Annotated in this window: 16 protein-coding genes; 7 read left to right on the top strand and 9 right to left on the bottom strand. The window is 50.8% G+C overall.

Annotation, left to right across the window (positions count from 1 at the left end; all coding sequences use genetic code 11):
• Nucleotides 1-10: 10 nt before the first annotated feature.
• Genes RDN79_RS09650 through trpA form a run of 6 tightly spaced genes read left to right on the top strand, consistent with a single transcriptional unit; the run spans nucleotide 11 to nucleotide 5349 of the window.
• A complete protein-coding gene (locus RDN79_RS09650) occupies nucleotides 11-1414 on the top strand; it encodes an anthranilate synthase component I family protein (RefSeq protein WP_298548753.1) in 1404 nt (467 codons plus the stop codon).
• 29 nt (nucleotides 1415-1443) lie between these two features.
• Entirely contained in the window at nucleotides 1444-2013 is a 570-nt protein-coding gene (locus RDN79_RS09645; RefSeq protein WP_298548756.1) for an aminodeoxychorismate/anthranilate synthase component II, read from the top strand.
• Between the two features lie 37 nt (nucleotides 2014-2050).
• Nucleotides 2051-3049 carry an anthranilate phosphoribosyltransferase gene (gene trpD / locus RDN79_RS09640; protein WP_298548759.1) on the top strand — a complete coding sequence of 333 codons (999 nt, stop codon included), beginning with the start codon at nucleotides 2051-2053 and terminating at the stop codon, nucleotides 3047-3049.
• 20 nt (nucleotides 3050-3069) lie between these two features.
• Nucleotides 3070-3879 (top strand): indole-3-glycerol phosphate synthase TrpC, encoded by an 810-nt coding sequence (gene trpC, locus RDN79_RS09635; RefSeq protein ID WP_298548762.1) that lies wholly within the window; start codon nucleotides 3070-3072, stop codon nucleotides 3877-3879.
• On the top strand, nucleotides 3876-4556 hold the full coding sequence (locus RDN79_RS09630) for a phosphoribosylanthranilate isomerase (protein WP_298548764.1): 681 nt from the start codon (nucleotides 3876-3878) through the stop codon (nucleotides 4554-4556). Before trpC ends, RDN79_RS09630 begins: the two co-directional genes overlap by 4 nt.
• A gap of 22 nt (nucleotides 4557-4578) precedes the next feature.
• Nucleotides 4579-5349, top strand: coding sequence for a tryptophan synthase subunit alpha (gene trpA / locus RDN79_RS09625; protein ID WP_298548766.1), 771 nt, complete (start codon nucleotides 4579-4581; stop codon nucleotides 5347-5349).
• 102 nt (nucleotides 5350-5451) lie between these two features.
• Here trpA and RDN79_RS09620 read toward each other — a convergent pair whose 3' ends face one another.
• Both RDN79_RS09620 and RDN79_RS09615 read right to left on the bottom strand, forming a co-directional pair.
• Nucleotides 5452-10008 (bottom strand): efflux RND transporter permease subunit, encoded by a 4557-nt coding sequence (locus tag RDN79_RS09620; protein WP_308573190.1) that lies wholly within the window; start codon nucleotides 10006-10008, stop codon nucleotides 5452-5454.
• A gap of 9 nt (nucleotides 10009-10017) precedes the next feature.
• On the bottom strand, nucleotides 10018-11133 hold the full coding sequence (locus RDN79_RS09615; protein WP_298548769.1) for an efflux RND transporter periplasmic adaptor subunit: 1116 nt from the start codon (nucleotides 11131-11133) through the stop codon (nucleotides 10018-10020).
• A 144-nt stretch (nucleotides 11134-11277) separates the two neighbouring features.
• On the opposite strand from RDN79_RS09615, the gene RDN79_RS09610 reads away from it, so the two are divergent.
• Nucleotides 11278-12114, top strand: a complete 837-nt coding sequence (locus tag RDN79_RS09610) for a helix-turn-helix domain-containing protein (RefSeq protein ID WP_298548771.1) — start codon at nucleotides 11278-11280, stop codon at nucleotides 12112-12114.
• Between the two features lie 124 nt (nucleotides 12115-12238).
• Here the strand turns inward: RDN79_RS09610 and RDN79_RS09605 are convergent, their stop codons facing one another.
• The 7 genes from RDN79_RS09605 to RDN79_RS09575 form a co-directional block, all read right to left on the bottom strand.
• A complete protein-coding gene (locus tag RDN79_RS09605; protein WP_298548774.1) occupies nucleotides 12239-12691 on the bottom strand; it encodes a D-Ala-D-Ala carboxypeptidase family metallohydrolase in 453 nt (150 codons plus the stop codon).
• A gap of 22 nt (nucleotides 12692-12713) precedes the next feature.
• Nucleotides 12714-12911 carry a hypothetical protein gene (locus RDN79_RS09600; RefSeq protein ID WP_298548776.1) on the bottom strand — a complete coding sequence of 66 codons (198 nt, stop codon included), beginning with the start codon at nucleotides 12909-12911 and terminating at the stop codon, nucleotides 12714-12716.
• 39 nt (nucleotides 12912-12950) lie between these two features.
• Entirely contained in the window at nucleotides 12951-13391 is a 441-nt protein-coding gene (locus RDN79_RS09595; RefSeq protein ID WP_298548778.1) for an HU family DNA-binding protein, read from the bottom strand.
• 184 nt (nucleotides 13392-13575) lie between these two features.
• A complete protein-coding gene (locus RDN79_RS09590; RefSeq protein ID WP_298548781.1) occupies nucleotides 13576-14061 on the bottom strand; it encodes a hypothetical protein in 486 nt (161 codons plus the stop codon).
• Between the two features lie 81 nt (nucleotides 14062-14142).
• On the bottom strand, nucleotides 14143-15318 hold the full coding sequence (locus RDN79_RS09585) for a clostripain-related cysteine peptidase (RefSeq protein WP_308573186.1): 1176 nt from the start codon (nucleotides 15316-15318) through the stop codon (nucleotides 14143-14145).
• Nucleotides 15319-15445: 127 nt separating this feature from the next.
• Nucleotides 15446-16426 carry an Rpn family recombination-promoting nuclease/putative transposase gene (locus RDN79_RS09580; protein WP_298548785.1) on the bottom strand — a complete coding sequence of 327 codons (981 nt, stop codon included), beginning with the start codon at nucleotides 16424-16426 and terminating at the stop codon, nucleotides 15446-15448.
• A 240-nt stretch (nucleotides 16427-16666) separates the two neighbouring features.
• Nucleotides 16667-18886 carry an FISUMP domain-containing protein gene (locus RDN79_RS09575; protein WP_298548789.1) on the bottom strand — a complete coding sequence of 740 codons (2220 nt, stop codon included), beginning with the start codon at nucleotides 18884-18886 and terminating at the stop codon, nucleotides 16667-16669.
• Nucleotides 18887-18890: the final 4 nt, after the last annotated feature.

Raw genomic sequence — 18890 nt, 5'->3', positions numbered from 1 at the left:
GTCGATCATAATGGACTATACATTTAAAACAATAAGCAGGAAGGTTCTCGGTGACCTTCATACACCTGTCAGTATCTACTTGAAGGTACGGGACGTTTATCCGGAATCGGCGTTGTTGGAAAGTTCCGATTTTCATGGGAATGAAAACAGTCTTTCTTACATCGCGCTTTGTCCGCTGGCAAGTATTGGAATTAATAACGGGGAATGCACCGCTGTTTTTCCTGATGGAAAAAGCGAGGTTACTGCATTGACCGGAACATTCAATGTGGCAGAAGCCATGAATGCGTTTTTGAAGCGTTTCTCGATCGAAGGGCCTGACAGAAAGGTCTGCGGACTGTTCGGATATACGGCTTTCGATGCCGTGCGTTACTTTGAGAACATCCCGGTGATGGAAGCGCACCATGAAGAAAACGATGCTCCCGACATGCTCTACATATTATATAAGTATGTACTTGTCTTCAACCACTTCAAAAATGAACTGACGCTCGTCGAGCTGATGCAATCCGGCGAAAACTCCGGTTTGCAAGAGATAGAGACCTTGATAGAAAACCGGAACTATGCTTCTTATAACTTCCAGGCTACCGGCCCTGAGACATCGCCTGTCAGCGGGGAAGAATATAAAGCAATGGTGCGCGAAGGCATCCGTCATTGCCTCCGTGGAGACGTTTTCCAGATCGTGCTGAGCCGCCGGTTCGAACAACCGTTCAAAGGAGACGACTTCAAGGTTTACAGGGCTCTCCGGAGCATCAATCCCTCTCCCTATCTGTTTTACTTCGACTTCGGAGGATTCCGTATCTTCGGCTCTTCACCTGAAACGCACTGCAAGGTAGCCAACGGACATGCAAGCATCGACCCGATTGCAGGCACGGCTTTCCGCACGGGAGACGTTGCATTGGACAGACAGCGCACCGAAGCTTTGCTTGCCGATCCGAAAGAGAATGCCGAGCATGTCATGCTGGTTGACCTTGCCCGTAACGACCTCTCGCGCAATGCGCATGACGTACAGGTCGATTTCTACAAGGAAGTGCAGTACTACAGCCATGTCATTCATCTGGTATCGCGCGTCAGCGGTGAGATCGATGCCGACAGCAATCCGGTCAAGACCTATATAGATACATTCCCAGCCGGAACATTGAGCGGAGCGCCGAAGGTACGTGCCATGCAGTTGATTACGGATATAGAAAAGCATAATCGGGGTGCTTATGGCGGTTGCATCGGGTTCATCGGCTTTGACGGCGACTTGAACCAGGCGATCACGATCCGTACATTCGTCAGCCGCGGAAACGTCCTGTACTATCAGGCAGGAGCCGGCATTGTCGCCAAAAGCAATGATGAACGGGAATTGCAGGAAGTCAATAACAAATTAGGCGCTTTGAAGAAAGCGATCGATCTGGCAACAACACTTATAAATTGAAAGTTGAAAATTAAAAGTTGAAAGTTTTTATGAAAGTATTACTGTTCGATAATTATGATTCCTTTACCTACAACTTGTTGCATATACTGAAGGAATTGGGTGCGGAAGTTGAAGTACATCGCAATGACAAGATTTCATTAGACGAAGTGGAACGTTTTGACAAGATCCTTTTGTCACCCGGTCCGGGCATTCCGGAGGAGGCAGGCATCTTGCTGCCGTTAATCCGCCGCTATGCGCCGACCAAGAGCATCTTAGGCGTCTGCCTCGGAGAGCAAGCCATCGGGCAAGCATTCGGTGCAACGCTTATCAACCTGGCGGATGTACATCACGGAGTCTGTTCGGATATACGGGTGACGGTGCCGGATGTGTTGTTTACGGGCTTGGAACCCGGTTTCCGTGCCGGCCGCTACCATTCGTGGGTCGTATCGAAAGAGAATTTCCCCGACTGCCTGGAGATCACGGCAGAGGATATGGAAGAAGGACAGATCATGGCGCTCCGCCATCGCGAATATGATGTTCGCGGCATCCAGTTTCACCCGGAATCCGTACTGACCCCCAAGGGAAAGGTAATCATACGGAACTGGATGGGGATAAATTGAGAATTAAAAATTAAGAATTAAAAATTAAAAATCAAGGATGAAAGATATATTATATAGGTTATTCGAACATCAGTATTTGGGACGTGACGAGGCGCGGACGATTCTTCAGAATATTGCGGAAGGCAAGTATAATGATTCACAGATTGCCAGCTTGATAACGGTATATCTGATGCGTAATATCTCCGTAGAGGAATTGGCGGGTTTTCGGGAGGCATTGCTCGAAATGCGCGTCCCGGTAGATTTGTCGGAGTTTAAGCCGATCGATATTGTGGGGACGGGAGGCGACGGAAAGAATACGTTCAATATCAGCACGGCTTCCTGCTTTGTCGTAGCCGGTGCCGGATATAACGTTGTGAAACATGGGAACTATGGGGCGACCTCGGTCAGTGGCGCGAGCAACGTAATGGAGCAGCACGGTGTGAAGTTTACGGCCGATATCGACCGTTTGCGCCGTTCGATGGAATCCTGCCATATCGCCTATCTGCATGCGCCGTTGTTCAATCCGGCCTTGAAAGCCGTAGCTCCGGTACGGAAGAGTTTGGGAGTGCGCAGCTTCTTCAATATGCTCGGTCCGCTGGTCAATCCGGTGATGCCGGCCTACCAATTGTTAGGTGTCTACAACCTGCCGTTGCTCAGGCTTTACAGCTATACCTATCAGGAGAGCGGAACGCGTTTTGCCGTCGTTCACAGCCTCGACGGGTATGACGAAATCTCGCTGACAGCGGAATTCAAGGTAGCAATGCCGGAAAAAGAGAAGCTCTACACGCCTGAAATGTTAGGTTTCCCCCGTGCAACGGAAACGGAACTGAATGGCGGCGAGACAGTCGCCGATGCAGCCCGCATCTTTGACGATGTCCTGAACAACCGGGCGACTCCGGCACAAAAGAATTGCGTAATCGCCAACTCCGCCTTCGCCATCCAAGTCATCTGCCCCGAAAAGAGAATCGCAGATTGCCTGGACGAAGCCCGCGAAGCCTTGGAAAACGGCAGGGCGTTGCAAACATTCAATAAGTTTATCAACTTGAATAACAGATAAATTATAGAATGGAACAACAAATGAAAGATATATTACAAGATATTATGGCGAACAAGCGCATCGAAGTGGAGCGGCAAAAACAAGCGGTCCGGTTACAGACCTTGTTGGGGTTGGGCGGTGAACGGCTCGAACGTCCTACCCGTTCCATGCGGGCGGCTCTCGCTGTATCTTCATCGGGTATTATCGCTGAGTTTAAGCGGAAAAGCCCTTCAAAAGGCTGGTTGCATCCCGATGCAGCCGTAGCCGATGTGTTGCCCGCCTATGAAAAGGGAGGCGCTTCCGCCTGCTCCGTCCTGACCGATTCGAACTTTTTCGGAGGTTCCTTAGGCGACCTTTGCAAAGCACGCAGCGCAGTAGACCTGCCCCTGTTGAGGAAAGACTTCATCATCGATGAATATCAACTCTATCAGGCACGTGTAATGGGTGCCGATGCCGTCCTGCTGATTGCCGCCTGCCTTACTCCGGAACAATGTCTTATGTTTGCGGAGTTAGCCCATACTCTCAATATGGAAGTGCTGTTGGAAATCCATTCCGAAGGAGAGCTTGGCCACCTCAACACATTTGTCGATATGTTGGGGGTGAACAACCGCAACCTCGGTACGTTCCATACTGATGTGGAGAACTCCTTCCGTCTGGCAAAAGCGATGCAAACGGTCACTCATGAAAGAAATCTTTCCCCCCTCTTGGTATCGGAAAGCGGCATTTCGGCAACAACTACCGTATCGGATCTCAGGAAAGCCGGCTTTCGCGGATTCTTGATCGGCGAGACGTTCATGAAAACCGATGTACCGGGCGATACGCTCGCACAATTCATAGGAGGATTATCATGATCATCAAAGTATGCGGAATGCGTGATCCCGAAAATATACGGGAGGTTGCAGTCTTAGGAATCGACTGGATAGGACTGATATTCTTCGCGGGTTCTTCGCGAAGAATAATCGACAATGGACAATCGACAATGGATAATAGCCAATCGACAATGGCGGCAAGCCGTATTCCAAATTGTCTATTGCCTATTATCAATTGTCAATTAAAAAGGGTCGGTGTTTTTGTCAATGCTTCCCAAGAGGAAATGATGGAAATGGCAAATACTTTCCGCCTCGATTACCTGCAACTGCACGGAAACGAGACACCGGATGATTGCCATGCCCTGCAAAAGCGCGGTTTCTCGCTGATCAAGGCATTTCAGATTGCGACAGCCTGCGATCTTGAACAGACCGTCGGTTATGAAGGGCGCGTCGATTACTTCCTCTTCGATACCAAATGCAACAGTTATGGAGGTTCCGGCAAACAATTCGATTGGTCCGTGCTCGAAGCCTACCGGGGAAAGACTCCTTTTCTGTTAAGCGGAGGCATCCGTCCGGAAAGTGCCGGGGCAATACGTTCTTTCCGGCATCCCCGCCTCGCCGGGATCGACCTGAACAGCGGATTCGAGATTGAACCGGGGCTGAAAGACATAGGAAAGCTGAAGGAGTTTTTAAAAGCAATTCAAAATCATAATTCATAAATCTGAAATCACAAATCAAAAGATGAACCGTATCACAAACTTATTCAACACAAAAAAGAACGGAATCCTTTCCGTCTTCTTTACCGCCGGATATCCGAACCTGGATGACACGACGAAGATATTAAAAGAGTTAGAAAACAAAGGAATAGACATGGTCGAGATCGGCATTCCCTTCTCCGACCCGATGGCAGACGGCCCCGTGATCCAGAAAGCCTCCACTGCCGCGTTACGAAACGGGATGTCGCTGCACGTCCTGTTCGACCAGCTGGAAGACATCCGTCAGGATGTGCATATCCCGATTATCCTGATGGGCTATCTGAATCCGATCATGCAATATGGTTTCGAAGCGTTCTGCCGGAAATGTGTGCAGACAGGAGTAGACGGCATGATCATCCCGGATCTGCCTTTTGCCGATTATATGGCGGATTATAAGGCCATCGCCGACCGATATGACCTCAAAATGATCATGCTCATCACACCCGAAACATCCGAAGAACGCATCCGCCTGATCGACGAACATACAAGCGGTTTCATCTATATGGTATCGAGCGCCTCCACTACCGGGGCACAACAGAACTTCAACGAGCAGAAGCAGGCTTATTTCCACCGCATCAACGGGATGGGACTCCAGAATCCACGCTTAGTCGGTTTCGGCATATCGAACAAAGCTACCTTCGATGCAGCAGCCAGCAACTCATCAGGAGTTATCATCGGCAGCAAATTCATGCAATTATTGAAAAGTGAACCGATCGCTGTCGCCGTCGATAAGTTGAAGACAGCCCTCCGGGAATGAAAAGGACAGACAAACCAACCTCTTAAAACAGTCGTCCCCCGACGAACAAGGTGAATTTTCGTTGGGGGACGATAAAAAAATCAGGCTTGACACAAAGAACCGCTACTCTCTTCCGCCTCCTAATGCCTGATACAGATTAATCACACCTTGTATTTCCGCAAAGCGGTTTGCCACTTGCGTCAATTGTGCGCTTAGCAAACTCTGTTGGGCCGTCAGAACCTCTAAATATGTCGTATTTCCGTACAACATCGTCAAAGAAGTGCTTTCGTATGCTTTTTCAAGTGAAGCAACCTGCTTCTCGAAAAGTCCGGCTTTATCGCGGGCAGTCTGGTACTTCACCAACGCATCGTTTACTTCTGATCCGGCATTGAGAAGGGCCTGTCGGAAACTTAACTTGGCTTCCTCCTGCTGTGCCTTGGCAATCTTCAGCTGAGCGATATTCGCACCTCGATTGAACAAAGGCTGGGTGAGCGACCCGATAGCCGTTGCAAGAAATTTCCCCGGATTGACGATCATGCTTCCGGCCGAATTTGTCCAACCGGCACTACCGGTCAAGACAATAGAAGGATAGAACGCAGAGCGTGCCTGGTTGGTGGCATAGAAAGCTCTTTCGAGCGAATGTTCCGCACTGCGCACATCGGGACGGTTTGAAAGCATCTGCATCGGGATGCCTACGGCAAGATGGTCCGGCAATGCTTGTCCCTTCAACGTGCCGCGTCCGAAACTGCGAGGGCTTTCCGCCAACAGAAGCGACAGGCTGTTTTCCGTCTGGTTGATCTGCTCTTTCAGGTCGAGTATCGAAGTGGAGATGCTATAATAGGTAGCCTCCATCTGCGAGACGGCAGCTTCGTTTGCCAAACCCGCATCCATCAAGGCGCGTGTGGCATCGACAGTTTCCTTCCACGATTGCTGCGTACGTTCCGAGATCGCAAGCTGTTCATCCAGCATCAGCAAGGTGTAGTAAACATTGGCAATACCGGATATAAGCTGCGTCTGAACCGCTTGCCTGTAGTCATGGCTTTGTTCGAGCAACGCCTTCGCCTGGTGCCTGGCATTCCGCATACGACCGAAAATATCCAGTTCCCAACTGGCCGTGACGGGCACGGAATAGGTCTGTGCCGCCTTGCCTCCATCGAAACTGCTCACCGTTCCCTGTGGGGCGAGCGCAAACGAGGGCAGGAAAGCCAGCTTGGCTGACATTAGCGTGGCCTCGGCCTCCTTGACACGCCACTGTGCGGACCGGAGGTCGGTATTGCTCTGCAAGCCCTGCTCGATCAATTCACATAGATGCGGATCGGTGAAGACTTCCCGCCAGCCAAGATTGCCAAGATTGTCCGTACTGTCTCCTGTTGCCACCTCTTCCCCATAAAGGTCTTCCGGAACTTCGGCCGCCGGCTTATATTTCGTATAGATGCCGCAACTATTCAATGTGAATGCTGCGAGGATCATGAGCAAAAGGTTTTTACCCTCTATGTGGCGTTTTCTCTCCTCCTTTGCTTCCACATACTCTTCCTGGATCTGCCAATCGGTAGCCGGCTGAAACTGGATGGGACGGACCTTCTCCTGCAAATATTGGAACACGATGAACAAAGAAGGTACGACAAACAGCAACGCCAGCGTTCCGATCAGCATACCTCCTACGGTCCCCGTTCCCAAGGAACTGTTGCCGTTGGCTCCTACCCCCGTAGCCATCATCAGAGGCAACAACCCGAATATCATCGTTCCGGCTGTCATCAGGATCGGGCGCAAACGGGCTTTAGCAGCTGAAAGAGCGGCAGAGGTCAGGCTCATGCCGGCTTTACGGCGCTCGGTAGCATATTCCGTCAGCAGAATGGCGGTCTTGGCGAGCAAGCCGATCAGCATGATCAGACCTGTCTGCAAGTATATATTATTCTCCAAGCCCATCATCTTGGCAAAAAGGAAAGATCCGGTCAGGCCGAACGGGACAGCCAGCAATACCGCGAACGGGATCAGGAAACTTTCGTAAAGCGCGCTCAGGATCAGATAGATCATGAGGAAGCAAATACCGAAGATGACGATGGTCGTATTGCTCTGCGTGTTCTCTTCACGCGTGATTCCTCCGAAATCATAACCGTAGCCTTTCGGAAGGGCCTGCCCGGCTGTCTCCTGTACGGCACGGATGGCATCGCCGGTACTGTAGCCTTCCGCCGGCATCGCATTCACGGCTATGGAGTTGTACATATTGAAACGGCTCAGCGATTCCGCACCGTAACTGCGTGTCAGTGTCACGAACTGACTGAGCGGTGACATTTCCCCATTGGCCATGCGCACGAAGATGTTATCCAGGGAAGCCTCGTCGACACGGTATTTCGGATCGGCTTGTATCATCACTTTGTACACTTTGGAGAAACGGTTGAAGTTAGAGACATATTGTCCTCCATAGTAACCCGACAACGTGCTGAGCACCGCATCCGGCGTTATCCCGGCACGCTTGCACTTCGAGGCATCGATTTCCACGGTCCATTGCGGATAACGGACATCAAAAGTGGAGTAAGCCATCGAGATTTCAGGACGCCGGTTCAGTGCCCCCAAATATTGCTGTGTCGTCGTGAAGAACGTACCGATATCGCCGCCTTGCTTATCCTGCATGTGCAATTCCAACGCGTTACCCATACCATAACCGGGGATCATTCCCGGAGAGATCGCGAAGACACTGGCGTCCTTTATGTCCGCCGTCATGCCGTAGACTTGTCCGATAACAGCTTGCACATCTTCCCCCTTGCCCGTGCGTTCGTCCCACGGTTTCAGTTTCAGGATCAACATGCCGAAAGAGTTTCCCTGTCCGGCCAGCAGACCGTAACCGGAGACTTTCTGGACGTGCAATACCTGCGGGATGCCCTCCAAACGCTGTTCGATACGTTTCATCACATCGTCTGTCGTCTTTAACGAGCTACCGGCAGCCGTACTGACATTTACAAAGACGACACCCTGGTCTTCATCGGGCACCAAACTCGTTTTCGTCGTGTTCATCAGGAATGCCAACAGCACGACCGAGCAGGCAAGCAGCGACCAGACCATCCACTTCCGTTTGATAAAGAACAGGACTCCCTTCTTATACTTCTCGACCATCGAGTCGAATGCAGCATTAAAGGCTTTTCGGAAACGGGCGGCAAAGTTATTGTTCTGCGTACCGTCTTCGTTGATATAGGGTTTGAGTAAAAGGGCGCAGAGTGCCGGACTTAACGTCAGCGCGTTGACGGCCGATATACCGACAGCCACCGCCATCGTCAGTCCGAACTGAGTATAAAACGTTCCCGAAGTCCCGCTCATGAACGAAACCGGGATAAACACCGCCATAAACACCAGCGAAGAGGTGATAACGGCATTGCTGATCCCCTTCATCGCGTCGATACTGGCCATATAGGAAGAGCGGTATCCGACATCGAAGCGTGCCTGCACCGCCTCGACGACGACAATCGCATCGTCCACCACGGTTCCGATCACCAATACCAACGCAAACAAGGTAATCAGGTTGATGCTGAACCCGGCGATCGACATGAACGCAAACGTACCGATCAGCGAAACCACGATTCCCACCAACGGGATCACCGTCGAACGGATATCCTGCAAGAACACATACACCACCAGGATTACCAACAGGATGGCTTCGAACAAGGTCTTCACCACCTCGTGGATAGAGGCGAACAGGAAGTCGTTGGAACTCATCACCTGAGTCAGTTCCATGCCCTTAGGCAAATCTTTCCGCGCTTCGTCCAGGAAAGCGTCGATATTCTGGTTTACCTCCGTTGCGTTCGAACCGGCCGTCTGGAAGATCATACAGGAAATACCGGGATGGCCGTCCATGCCGCCGTGGTAAGCGTAAGATTCTTCACCCATCTCTATATCGGCGATCGTTTTCAGTTTCAAGACTTCACCGTCCTCGGTCGAACGGATCACGATCTCGCCGAACTCTTCGGGTGTGATCAGACGTCCCTTATACTTCATGGTGTACTGGTAAGTTTCGTCCGAATTCTCGCCAAACGATCCGGTTGCCGACTCGATGTTCTGCTCGGCGAGCACCTGCGTCACGTCCGAAGGAATCAGTTTGTACTGGGCCATCACATCCGGCTTCATCCAGATACGCATGCTGTAGTCGCCTCCCATGATCATCATGTCGCCGACCCCCTGTATACGGAGGATGGACGGTTTCAGGTTGATGCTGATATAATTGGACAGGAACTTCTCGTCGTACGAGTCGTCCGGGCTGTGCAGCGAAAACATCTGCAAGATACTGGTCTGCCGCTTTGAAGTCGTGATACCGACCTGCGTCACCTCGGCCGGCAACTGGCCGGTAGCCTTCGACACACGGTTCTGCACGTTGACGGCTGCCATATCCGGGTCCGTCCCCTGCTTGAAGTAAACGGTAATGCTGACCGTACCCGCGTTAGAGGCCGACGAAGTCATATATGTCATATCTTCCACACCGTTTATCGCCTCTTCCAACGGGGCGACGACACTCTTCAGCAAGGTTTCCGCACTCGCCCCGAAATAAGTCGTACTCACCTGTATCGTAGGCGGGGCAATGTCGGGATATTGTTCTACGGGCAATGTAAAAAGCCCGATAATGCCCACAACGACTATCGAAATAGAGATGACAGCCGACAGGATGGGGCGTTCTATAAAGGTTCTTAAATTCATTTTCTTCTCTTAGTTTTGTTTCACTTTAACAGGAGTTCCTTCACGCAGCAGGCCGACGCCTTCCGCTACAATCACGTCGCCGGCTTGCAATCCGTTGTCTACGATATACTCCCGGCCACCGTTCACGCGAGTCACACTGACGGGAACAGACTGCGCCTTGCCGTCCACTACCTTATAGACATACACCTGATCCTGTATTTCGAATGTGACAGACTGCGGAATGACCAGGCTTCCCTTCTTGGAAACTGGCAAGACGACATTCCCCGAGGTTCCGCTATACAACAACCCTTTTTCGTTCGGGAACACGGCCCGGAGGCTGGCTGTTCCGGTATTCCGGTCGACTACGCCGCTGATGGTCTCGATCTTTCCTTTTTCTTCATACACCGATTGGTCGTTCAACTTCAATTCCACCTCCGGCATCTCTTTCAAGGCTTCGTTTTTCGAACCATATTGCCGCGTCAGGGCAAGCAACTGGTTCTCTGTCATCGAAAAATACACATACATATCCGAGTTGTCCGAAACCGTAGTCAGCGGCTGCGGCAAGCCGGCACTCACCAACGCTCCGACGCGATAAGGCAAAGTCCCGACCACTCCGTCGCACGGGCTCTTCACCTCCGTATAAGAGAGGTTGTTGCGGGCACTCAGTTCCTGGGCCTTCATCTGGGCCAATTGCGCTTTGGCGCTTAACCAACTATTCTCGGCGGTTTTCAGGTCGAAATCGGAAACCACGTTACGGGCACGAAGTTCCTTTTTGCTGTCGTAAGTCAGCTTGGCTGTCGCCAGCGAAGCCGTAGCGGCCTCCACATTTGCCTCCGCAGTCTGCAAAGCTGCCCGGTAGGGCACCTGATCGATCACGAACAGCACTTGCCCTCGACGGACCGCCTGCCCTTCCTCTACACATAGTTTAGTTATAAAGCCCGATACTTGCGGATAGATGTCGATATCCTGCCGCCCGCGGATTGTCGCCGAATAAGTAGTGGAGATTACCTTGTCGGAAGGCTGTACCTGCAATACCGCATACTCCGCTTCCATTTGTACCGATGGCGCTTGCTTGCAAGACACCGCTAACACTGCGCAACTGATAATACCTAAAAGTTGCATCCATCTTTTGTTCATCATTATCATTTTCCAATCTTTAATTCGCGGCAAAGGTAAAGGTGATTTGCCCAGCAGCAGAGTTCAAGAGTTAGCCCATATTGTTCAAAACCGGAACATTTTTCGCATACACCGGAGAAAGTTCATTACTTTTGTTCCAAAACAGAAATAAACATGAAAATAGTACGCTTACCTGAACAGGATCCGTTCATTGCCGGCACGAATGAACGGATAAACATCCCCGTCAATCAGATTGCCAAACTGGAAGGAGCCACGATCTTCTTCTGCCATCACGGAACGGCACGCCTCGAGATCGACCTGCAAGCATACGAGATCGTGGAGAACACCCAGCTCGTACTCCTTCCCGGTTCTATTGTCAACAGCACGCATATCAGCCCTGATTTCACTGCTTCCTACGTCGATTTCTCCAAGACGCTATTCGAGGAAATCACCTCCCGGCTCGACCCATCGTTCTTCCATTTCCTGAAAGAACATCCCTGTATCATCGTTCCGGAAGAGCGCGTCAAACCACTCGTCGGCCTGACACTTGCGATGGAAGACCTGTACAAGGACCGTGAAAACAGCTTCCGCTTGCAAATATTCAAAAACTATGTACAAAACTTCCTGCTGGATTTTTACGACAAAACCCAGCACCTCTTTTTACAGAAGAAGCCCGACGGCCCGAACCGCCAGGAAGAACTCTTCAAACACTTCATCCGGTTGATACACGCCCATTGCATGACCCAACGGGAAGTCTCTTTCTATGCCGCCAAACTGTTCATAACCCCGCGCTACCTGTCTTCCGTCGTGCAGAACGTATCCGGCACCACAGCCAAGAACATCATCGACCGCCATGTTATCCTCGAAATCAAAGCCTTGCTCCAATCGACGGAGCTGAGCATACAGGAAATAGCGAACCGGTTGCAATTCCCGGACCAGTCGTTTTTCGGCCGGTATTTCAAGAAGCACACCGGTATCTCCCCGATGAACTACAGGCGTACGTTGAGCTGACCTTACCCGGCCGGACCGACGTACGCCATACAGGGTTATTTCCCATGAAAAATGTAGTACAATGCACGGACGGCAACATGGATAAAAGCCCACACATTCTTTATTTTCTGATATACCGGATGTTTCATATAATGATTGTTTGACGACGATTTTTTCCTTTCAATTTCAGTGACAGATGCATAAACTTCTTACGTCTGTAAAAGATAGCCTGGTCAAAGTTCAGATGCTCTTCTTCCAGTATTTCCAGTAAGCGGGCGCTCCCTCCCGTAAAAATATCGACGGCCTCTCCCGTCAGATGCTGCGAGTCGAGTACACCCCCGACAAGCAGGTTCAGTTCGGGGCATCGATAGCCGCTCGATATGAAGATCGGCAGTCCCGATTTCTTGCGCAACGGTTCCAGCAGATTCTTCACCATATGGCGGATTGCCTTTTGTGCATCGGGCACAGGTTTATTGTCCAAGCCGTTCGCCACGGCAACCGCGCTATATTCAAATTCCCCCATATAAAAATGGTCGCTTATCCAATCCGGATGTTTGGCACGCCAGGCACGCTCCTTTGCTGTCAACGATCTTTCCATTCTTGTTATTTATTTTCAATGTTCAATTTCTAATTTTCAATTTATACGAATAGTCCACTCCGAACAAGGCTCCCGCAAAAGTGCTCACCTCCCCGAAAGCGACCAACACACTGTTATGTATCTCTCCTTCCGGCGCCACCCAGAACCCGGAGAAGATCAGGACAATCCCGCCCACAACAAGCAGAATTGCCATCACCAACTGAACCGTCACCCCCTTCATCCTCTATTTTTTAATTTTTAATTTTTAATTTTTAATTCTTTAGAGTTCCCCCGGTCTCTCCTCCTCGCCCCCGGAACCGCCGGCTACCGTCTCCGGTGTGATCTTTGTAAAATCCAACGTCTTCTTTGTTTCGCGCAGTTCGCTGCCAGGTGTAAAGATGACTTTAGGAGCACGAAGCATGCTGTTGTCAAAGTCCTTTTCATCCGCCACTCCTTCGCTGCTGACCGAAATGCGGAAATTCCCGAATTCACCCAACTGGACGATACGCCCTGCCTGCAATTCCATGTCCAATACAAAATTCAGGTTGTCCAATACGGCTTTCACATCCGCGCTGGAGACAGTGCTTCTTGCTGCGATCATCTTGCAGAGATGCTTCAGATCCGAGAATCCTGTGTTTTTGGATACTGCGTAATACTTTTTTTCCGAATCTTTGACGCCCGGCTGGCTGGGTCGCAGCACTAACTTAAATCCTTGTGCCATAACATTTGAATATTTAAAAGATTATATGTCCGTTATCGAACACAATGCAAAGGTAGAGCCGCCCCAAGAGCCGAAACATCCGTAGATCGAATCGTAAATAAATGAATACAAACCCATTAAACAAAAAAACGTTCATTCCATCCGGAATATACGGATACCCGAAAACGTCATTCTTTATCTTTTCTTAATCTTTCCCGTCAAGCCGGACGATTGCCACCAGTTCCAGGAAATCGCGGACAGTTTCGGCATCGGGAACGGCACGGGCGATCTTTTCCCCAAGGGTGTTCAGTTTACACGGATACCCGAAGGCAATCAGCAGGCAGGATGCCAGATGATGATAAAAGACACGTCCCCGCCGATCGGCATTTTCAAGGACATGAAGGACGGCGATCCACATATCCGGGTGATGAAGCGGATAACGCAGACGGGACATGGCCGTATGACAGGCCAGATAGTCCGTATACAGGTAGCGGTCATGTTTCAGGTACTTGTCCGTAAAACGGCGGTAGGCGGGCGGCAGCTTGTCGTAATAGCCGAAAGCGAGGCGGCAGAGGTCAAGGCGGCATTTTTCGCGCATGGCGGCATCGAGGGTTAACAACTTCTCGTCGAACGAGTCGCAAGTAGGAGCATCGCCAAACAGCGAGCGCATCTCTTTCAATAATTTTTTCATGAAACAGGTACCGGGCGGATAGGTCCGCCGCCCGATACCCTTCACAGCCGGTCTTAAAAAAGGCCGGATCATGGAGTGAAATCATATAGCAAAGCTTTTACCCATTTTTTTACTCCACGACGTCTGCCGCCAGGCAGCGTTCAGCGCAGGGTAGGCTGGCTGTTCGATATAGGTCGTCAGGCCGCTGTAGGCACGGACCGGGATGTCGACAAAGAAAGGCGTGGCCGCCTTGCTGGCGACTGTCCCGGACAAGACGCTTTGAGCAGCCGTTGCAGCTCTCCTCACTTCGGTCCCGCCCTCAGCCTCCATACGGTCGAGCAGGCTACCCATATCGAAAAACAACCGGTTTTCCGACCGGTCGAAACACTGTATCTCATGCACCCATTCTTCCGGTATATCCGCCATACAGGCATACACCCTGCACATGGCCTCCGCCAACTCATCCATCCTGTCCAACCGCACCACGCTCACCGTCGCGCTCCGGTAAGGAGCCTCAAGGTCGTTACAATGGCTGTAATAACTATCCGCCACCGCCAGCAGATCCGCTTCAGGCTGTTTGAACAAAGCTTCGAGCACGGCCGGGTAGACGGGCGTGAAGCCCGGACTCAAGATCTCGGCCGGAGAAGCCAGCAGATAATCCGCCTTGCCTCGCAACTCGCAAGCCACCTCCACGCCCGCCATCAAACAGGCTTCCAGCACGATAAAATCGAACTGCCCGTCGGGAATGGCGGCTGCGAAACCGGCTATTGCCATTTCGCGGCCGTTATCCTCCATGATGCTGCGCAAAGAAGAGGCGCCGGAACGCGGATGCGTATAACTGCCCTCCGGCAACCATCCCGTGCCGTGACTGAAAACAAGCAAGCCGTATGAAGGAGCCGGATAGCCGGTCGTGACATCGCGCAACACCTCCGCAAAAATTTCAGGCGAAGCGCTGTCAGACTCAGGGTATTCTTTCACCACTTTCACATACGGATGCAACGCGTCTCCCTCCACTTTCAAGAGTGAAGGCGTACCGTCCTCATCACGGCTATCCCGGTATATCAGCAAGTTATCCCGCGTATTGTGCCAACCGGCTACCAATGCGTCCGTCTTCGGCCCGACCTCGTCCGACAGGCTGTTGTCACCCGCCAGGTAGATCAACACGGTCCGGCTGGCCACCACCGAATCGACCGGTTCCGCCTCGCTGCTGCACGAGACAGCCGCCAGCAAGAAAAAGAATAGCAAACAGATTTGTTTGTTCATTCCATCATTCATCATCTAATATAATATTGGTTGTTTTGAATCATCATTAGGGAAGGAGACAAAAAAAGCCCCAAAAATCAATGAAGATATTCGAGGCTATAAAAAATAAGATAAAAATTTTATCCTTGTACGGTTTTCTTTTCTATAAAGAAAGGATTTCTTCTTCGGTCAGGCCGGTACATTTCACAATAAACTCTATCTCCAGGCCCATGCGCTTCATATTGGCAGCCGTTTGTCGTATGCCTTTTTCCAGACCTTGCTCGATACCTTTTTCTATGCCTTTTTCGATACCTTGCTCGATGCCTTTTTCTATGCCTTGCTCGATACCTTTTTCTATGCCTTGCTCTATACCTTTCTCCATGCCTTTCTTCAAACCTCTCTTCAGGCCTCTCTCCATGCCGACAGCTTCGCCTTTGCGCATGCCTTTGCGGTAGATGGCTTTTTCGACACGGATGATGTCCCAGAATTTTTCATACTGGTAGAGTTCCGCATCGCTGAAGGCCGACTCTTCCAGTACGGTCAGGGCTTTCTTTATATCCGGTTCGGAGCGCAATTCTTCCGGTACTTCGCGCGTCTTTTCGTCTATCTCCGTCAGGAAGCGGAGCCACAAGACCTGCATGCGTTTCTCGGCATAGGTATGCGCCGTGAATTTGGGCAGTTCGACGAAGATCAGCTTGAGCCCTTCGATGACACGGTCCGAATGTTCCTGATGGACCAAAGAATAATAATGGTAATAGCCCGGAAGCTCAGGTTCGAACACTTCGTTCACTAAGTTCAACGAATAGACCGGTTGCAACAGTTCATACTCGCAACCCGCATCCAACTGACGGACGTAGGCCTTGGAAGCATTGAACAAGACGCGCTGGCGAAATTCGGGAGACCAGAGCATCTGCATCTCGACCAGAAACTGGCGACCCTGCTTGTCACGGCAACGGACATCGACAATACTGTATTTGCGCAACGGGTTGTCCGGAACCATATCGGATGGCAAATACTCGATTTCTTTGATTTCCTCCTCTTCGCTCAGAGGCAATAAGGCGTTGAGCAAACTGATGACCAGATCCGGATGTTCGCCAAAGATACGTTTGAACGGCAGGTCTGCCTTTGGATTCAGATATTTCATAGTTAATTCTATTTAATAGTTAATTCCATTTATATGTTGTGCGACAAAGATATACATTTTTCTTTACTTTCCTATTATTTCCCTCCCCAATATGTCAAAGATCTCATTTTTCTTACAGAGGTTGTGCCAAAACTCACTATCCTGTCATCCCGGATCAAGTCCGTCATGGCAAAGCGGGATGATGGCACAACCCCTCGGGAAGAATCGAATCAACCGAATGCGGTCGACTATTTAACTTCCTTATTCTTGGACACAACGCACGGAAAAGCCATGTGCGCGGTGGTGAGTACCCATATTCAACGTTGCTTCAAAAAAGTACACGTTGTTTGCATCGGTACTGCCCGACGGAACCGACGACGACCAGTAGTCACCATTGCTGCTCTGATTACTGAAAGCACCGCTATCGTCGATATAACCAGCTGCAGGCAAGACGAGTGTACCGTCCACACCGATGATTTTCATCAATTTAGCTGTACCATCCCATTCCACTTTTATAGAAGTATTACCCGCACCAATCGCTTTCCACTCGGACAAAGTCGGAACACGCCAACCGGCAGGACAAGGATCATAGGCCGTTTTAACCGGTTGGTCTTCCGTTCCGGCATTCCACAACTTCTGATACCACGCACCATCTACCATCTCTGAAGCGGCAGGATTATCCTTTCCGACACCGTTGATAAGCAACCAGTTATACTGGGTGTTAAGATTTTCTTTACTCTGATAAATAAATTTGCTATCCCATTTGCTCATATCCGACAAATCATTCTGAGTCGGACGCCCCAAATTACCGCCGATACCGGTCGTATCGACAGCATCGGTCGATGCCGAGAAACCATATTTACGCCCCCATTGGAAAATCTTACCGCAAGTCGAAGTAATATCACCGGTTGAAGCCACTAACGTAGGCATGGACGTTGCACCCACATTGACAGGAGCCCAGAAGAAATTCTTACCCGTCGTGCTGTTCTTCATCAGGACAGGTTGCAACGTCGTCTTATTATAACCCGGCCGACTTTCGATTGTGACCGTGTCACAAGCATCCATGTTGCCACCGTTCCGGATAATCACGTAGATATTCATCGGAACCCTTTCATCTTCCTTCTGTTTCGGGACATTGACCGTAAACGAAGTTTCCACCTGTGCGGCATATGTGATGACCGGAGCGTCAGCCACGATAATCGGAGTCGTTTTCAAATCGGTTTCGATGGAAGAACCGTCCGCATCATACTCGTAAGCCACGTCATATAAGGAAGCGGTCGTCCCCACGGTTTTGAATGTCAATTTACCTGTCGTCGAACCATCCGTATGGATCGTTTTGGTATCTTCGTCCCACGACAAGGAGCCGGTAAGGCCGGTAGCATCAACACTGGTTAATGCCGGAACCGGAAAGATCGGTTTCACCTTGATCGTGTCGGACTCGCTCCAGCCCTTCACCTCGATCTTCCATGTAATGTCCGTCGAATCGGGAGCCGGGTTGATATTGATCACATACCGCGTGTTACGCGCCAACGCGATCGGGCCGCCCGCGTCTGTTTTCTTGAGCACGATGACTTTCGAGATCTTGCCACCCCGGTACGTACCGTCGATCTGCACGGCGGTGGCTGCCGCTTCCGTATCGTTGGCATTCTCATAGGCATACAACGTGTCGAGCTTCTGGATGCCGTCCTCAAGCACGATCGTGCCGCTTGCCGGGAACGGCTGGGCGGCAACTCCGATCGAACCGACAGAAGTGTTTTCCGGCAACAGGTAAGACTTCACCTTCGAACGCACCAGGCGGGCGGATGTCAGGACGAAGCCTTTGCTTTCATCACTTTCGACATAAGCATTGTTATGGATGTCGATACGCGAGACCAGGCGTTGCAGTTCGAAGGTAGCCGAGGCGGATCCTCCGCCATTCTTCCAAGCATCTATATCCTGCGACGCATACATCAAAAGCGGTGTCTGCGGGTTGGCGGCAAGGGTAAGTGTCTGGACATTTGCCAAATCGTCCCAATTTCCAACCGCCTTCAATGTCTCTGTCAGGCCGTTCTCGGCATAGTTGGCGATCACGATCACCTTCGGGCTCGCCCAGCCGTCACTCTTATGGCGGATTTTAGCTGTATAGCTGCCAGACGCCGCTTCGGATAGTTCTTCCTGCAAACCGTTTGTGCTCAAAGGCTTCTCGGTGCTGAAATAAGCGCCGAATCGGCCAGCCTTCGTTCCCCCTCCGTCCGTTTCTTCATCGCCAGTCTTCACAAAGAAGGCGACGCTTTTGATCGTCTTTTCCTCGGCGGTAGCCACACCGGCAAGTTCTTCACCGGCTTTGGTGAGGCTTTTACCGGGATTCGCCAGCGTGACGGTCAATGCGCCGTAACCCGTTTCTACATAATCCGGGTTCGTCCGGATCATCTCCTCGTCACTGTTGCAGGAGGCAAGCATGCCTACCGCCAACAAAGAGAGTAATGCTATTTTAGAGTTCATGATT

This window comes from uncultured Parabacteroides sp. (assembly GCF_902493135.1).
GTDB lineage: Bacteria > Bacteroidota > Bacteroidia > Bacteroidales > Tannerellaceae > Parabacteroides.
The sequence above is the reverse complement of the archived record's forward strand: the minus strand, read 5'-3'. Positions and strand labels throughout refer to the sequence as shown.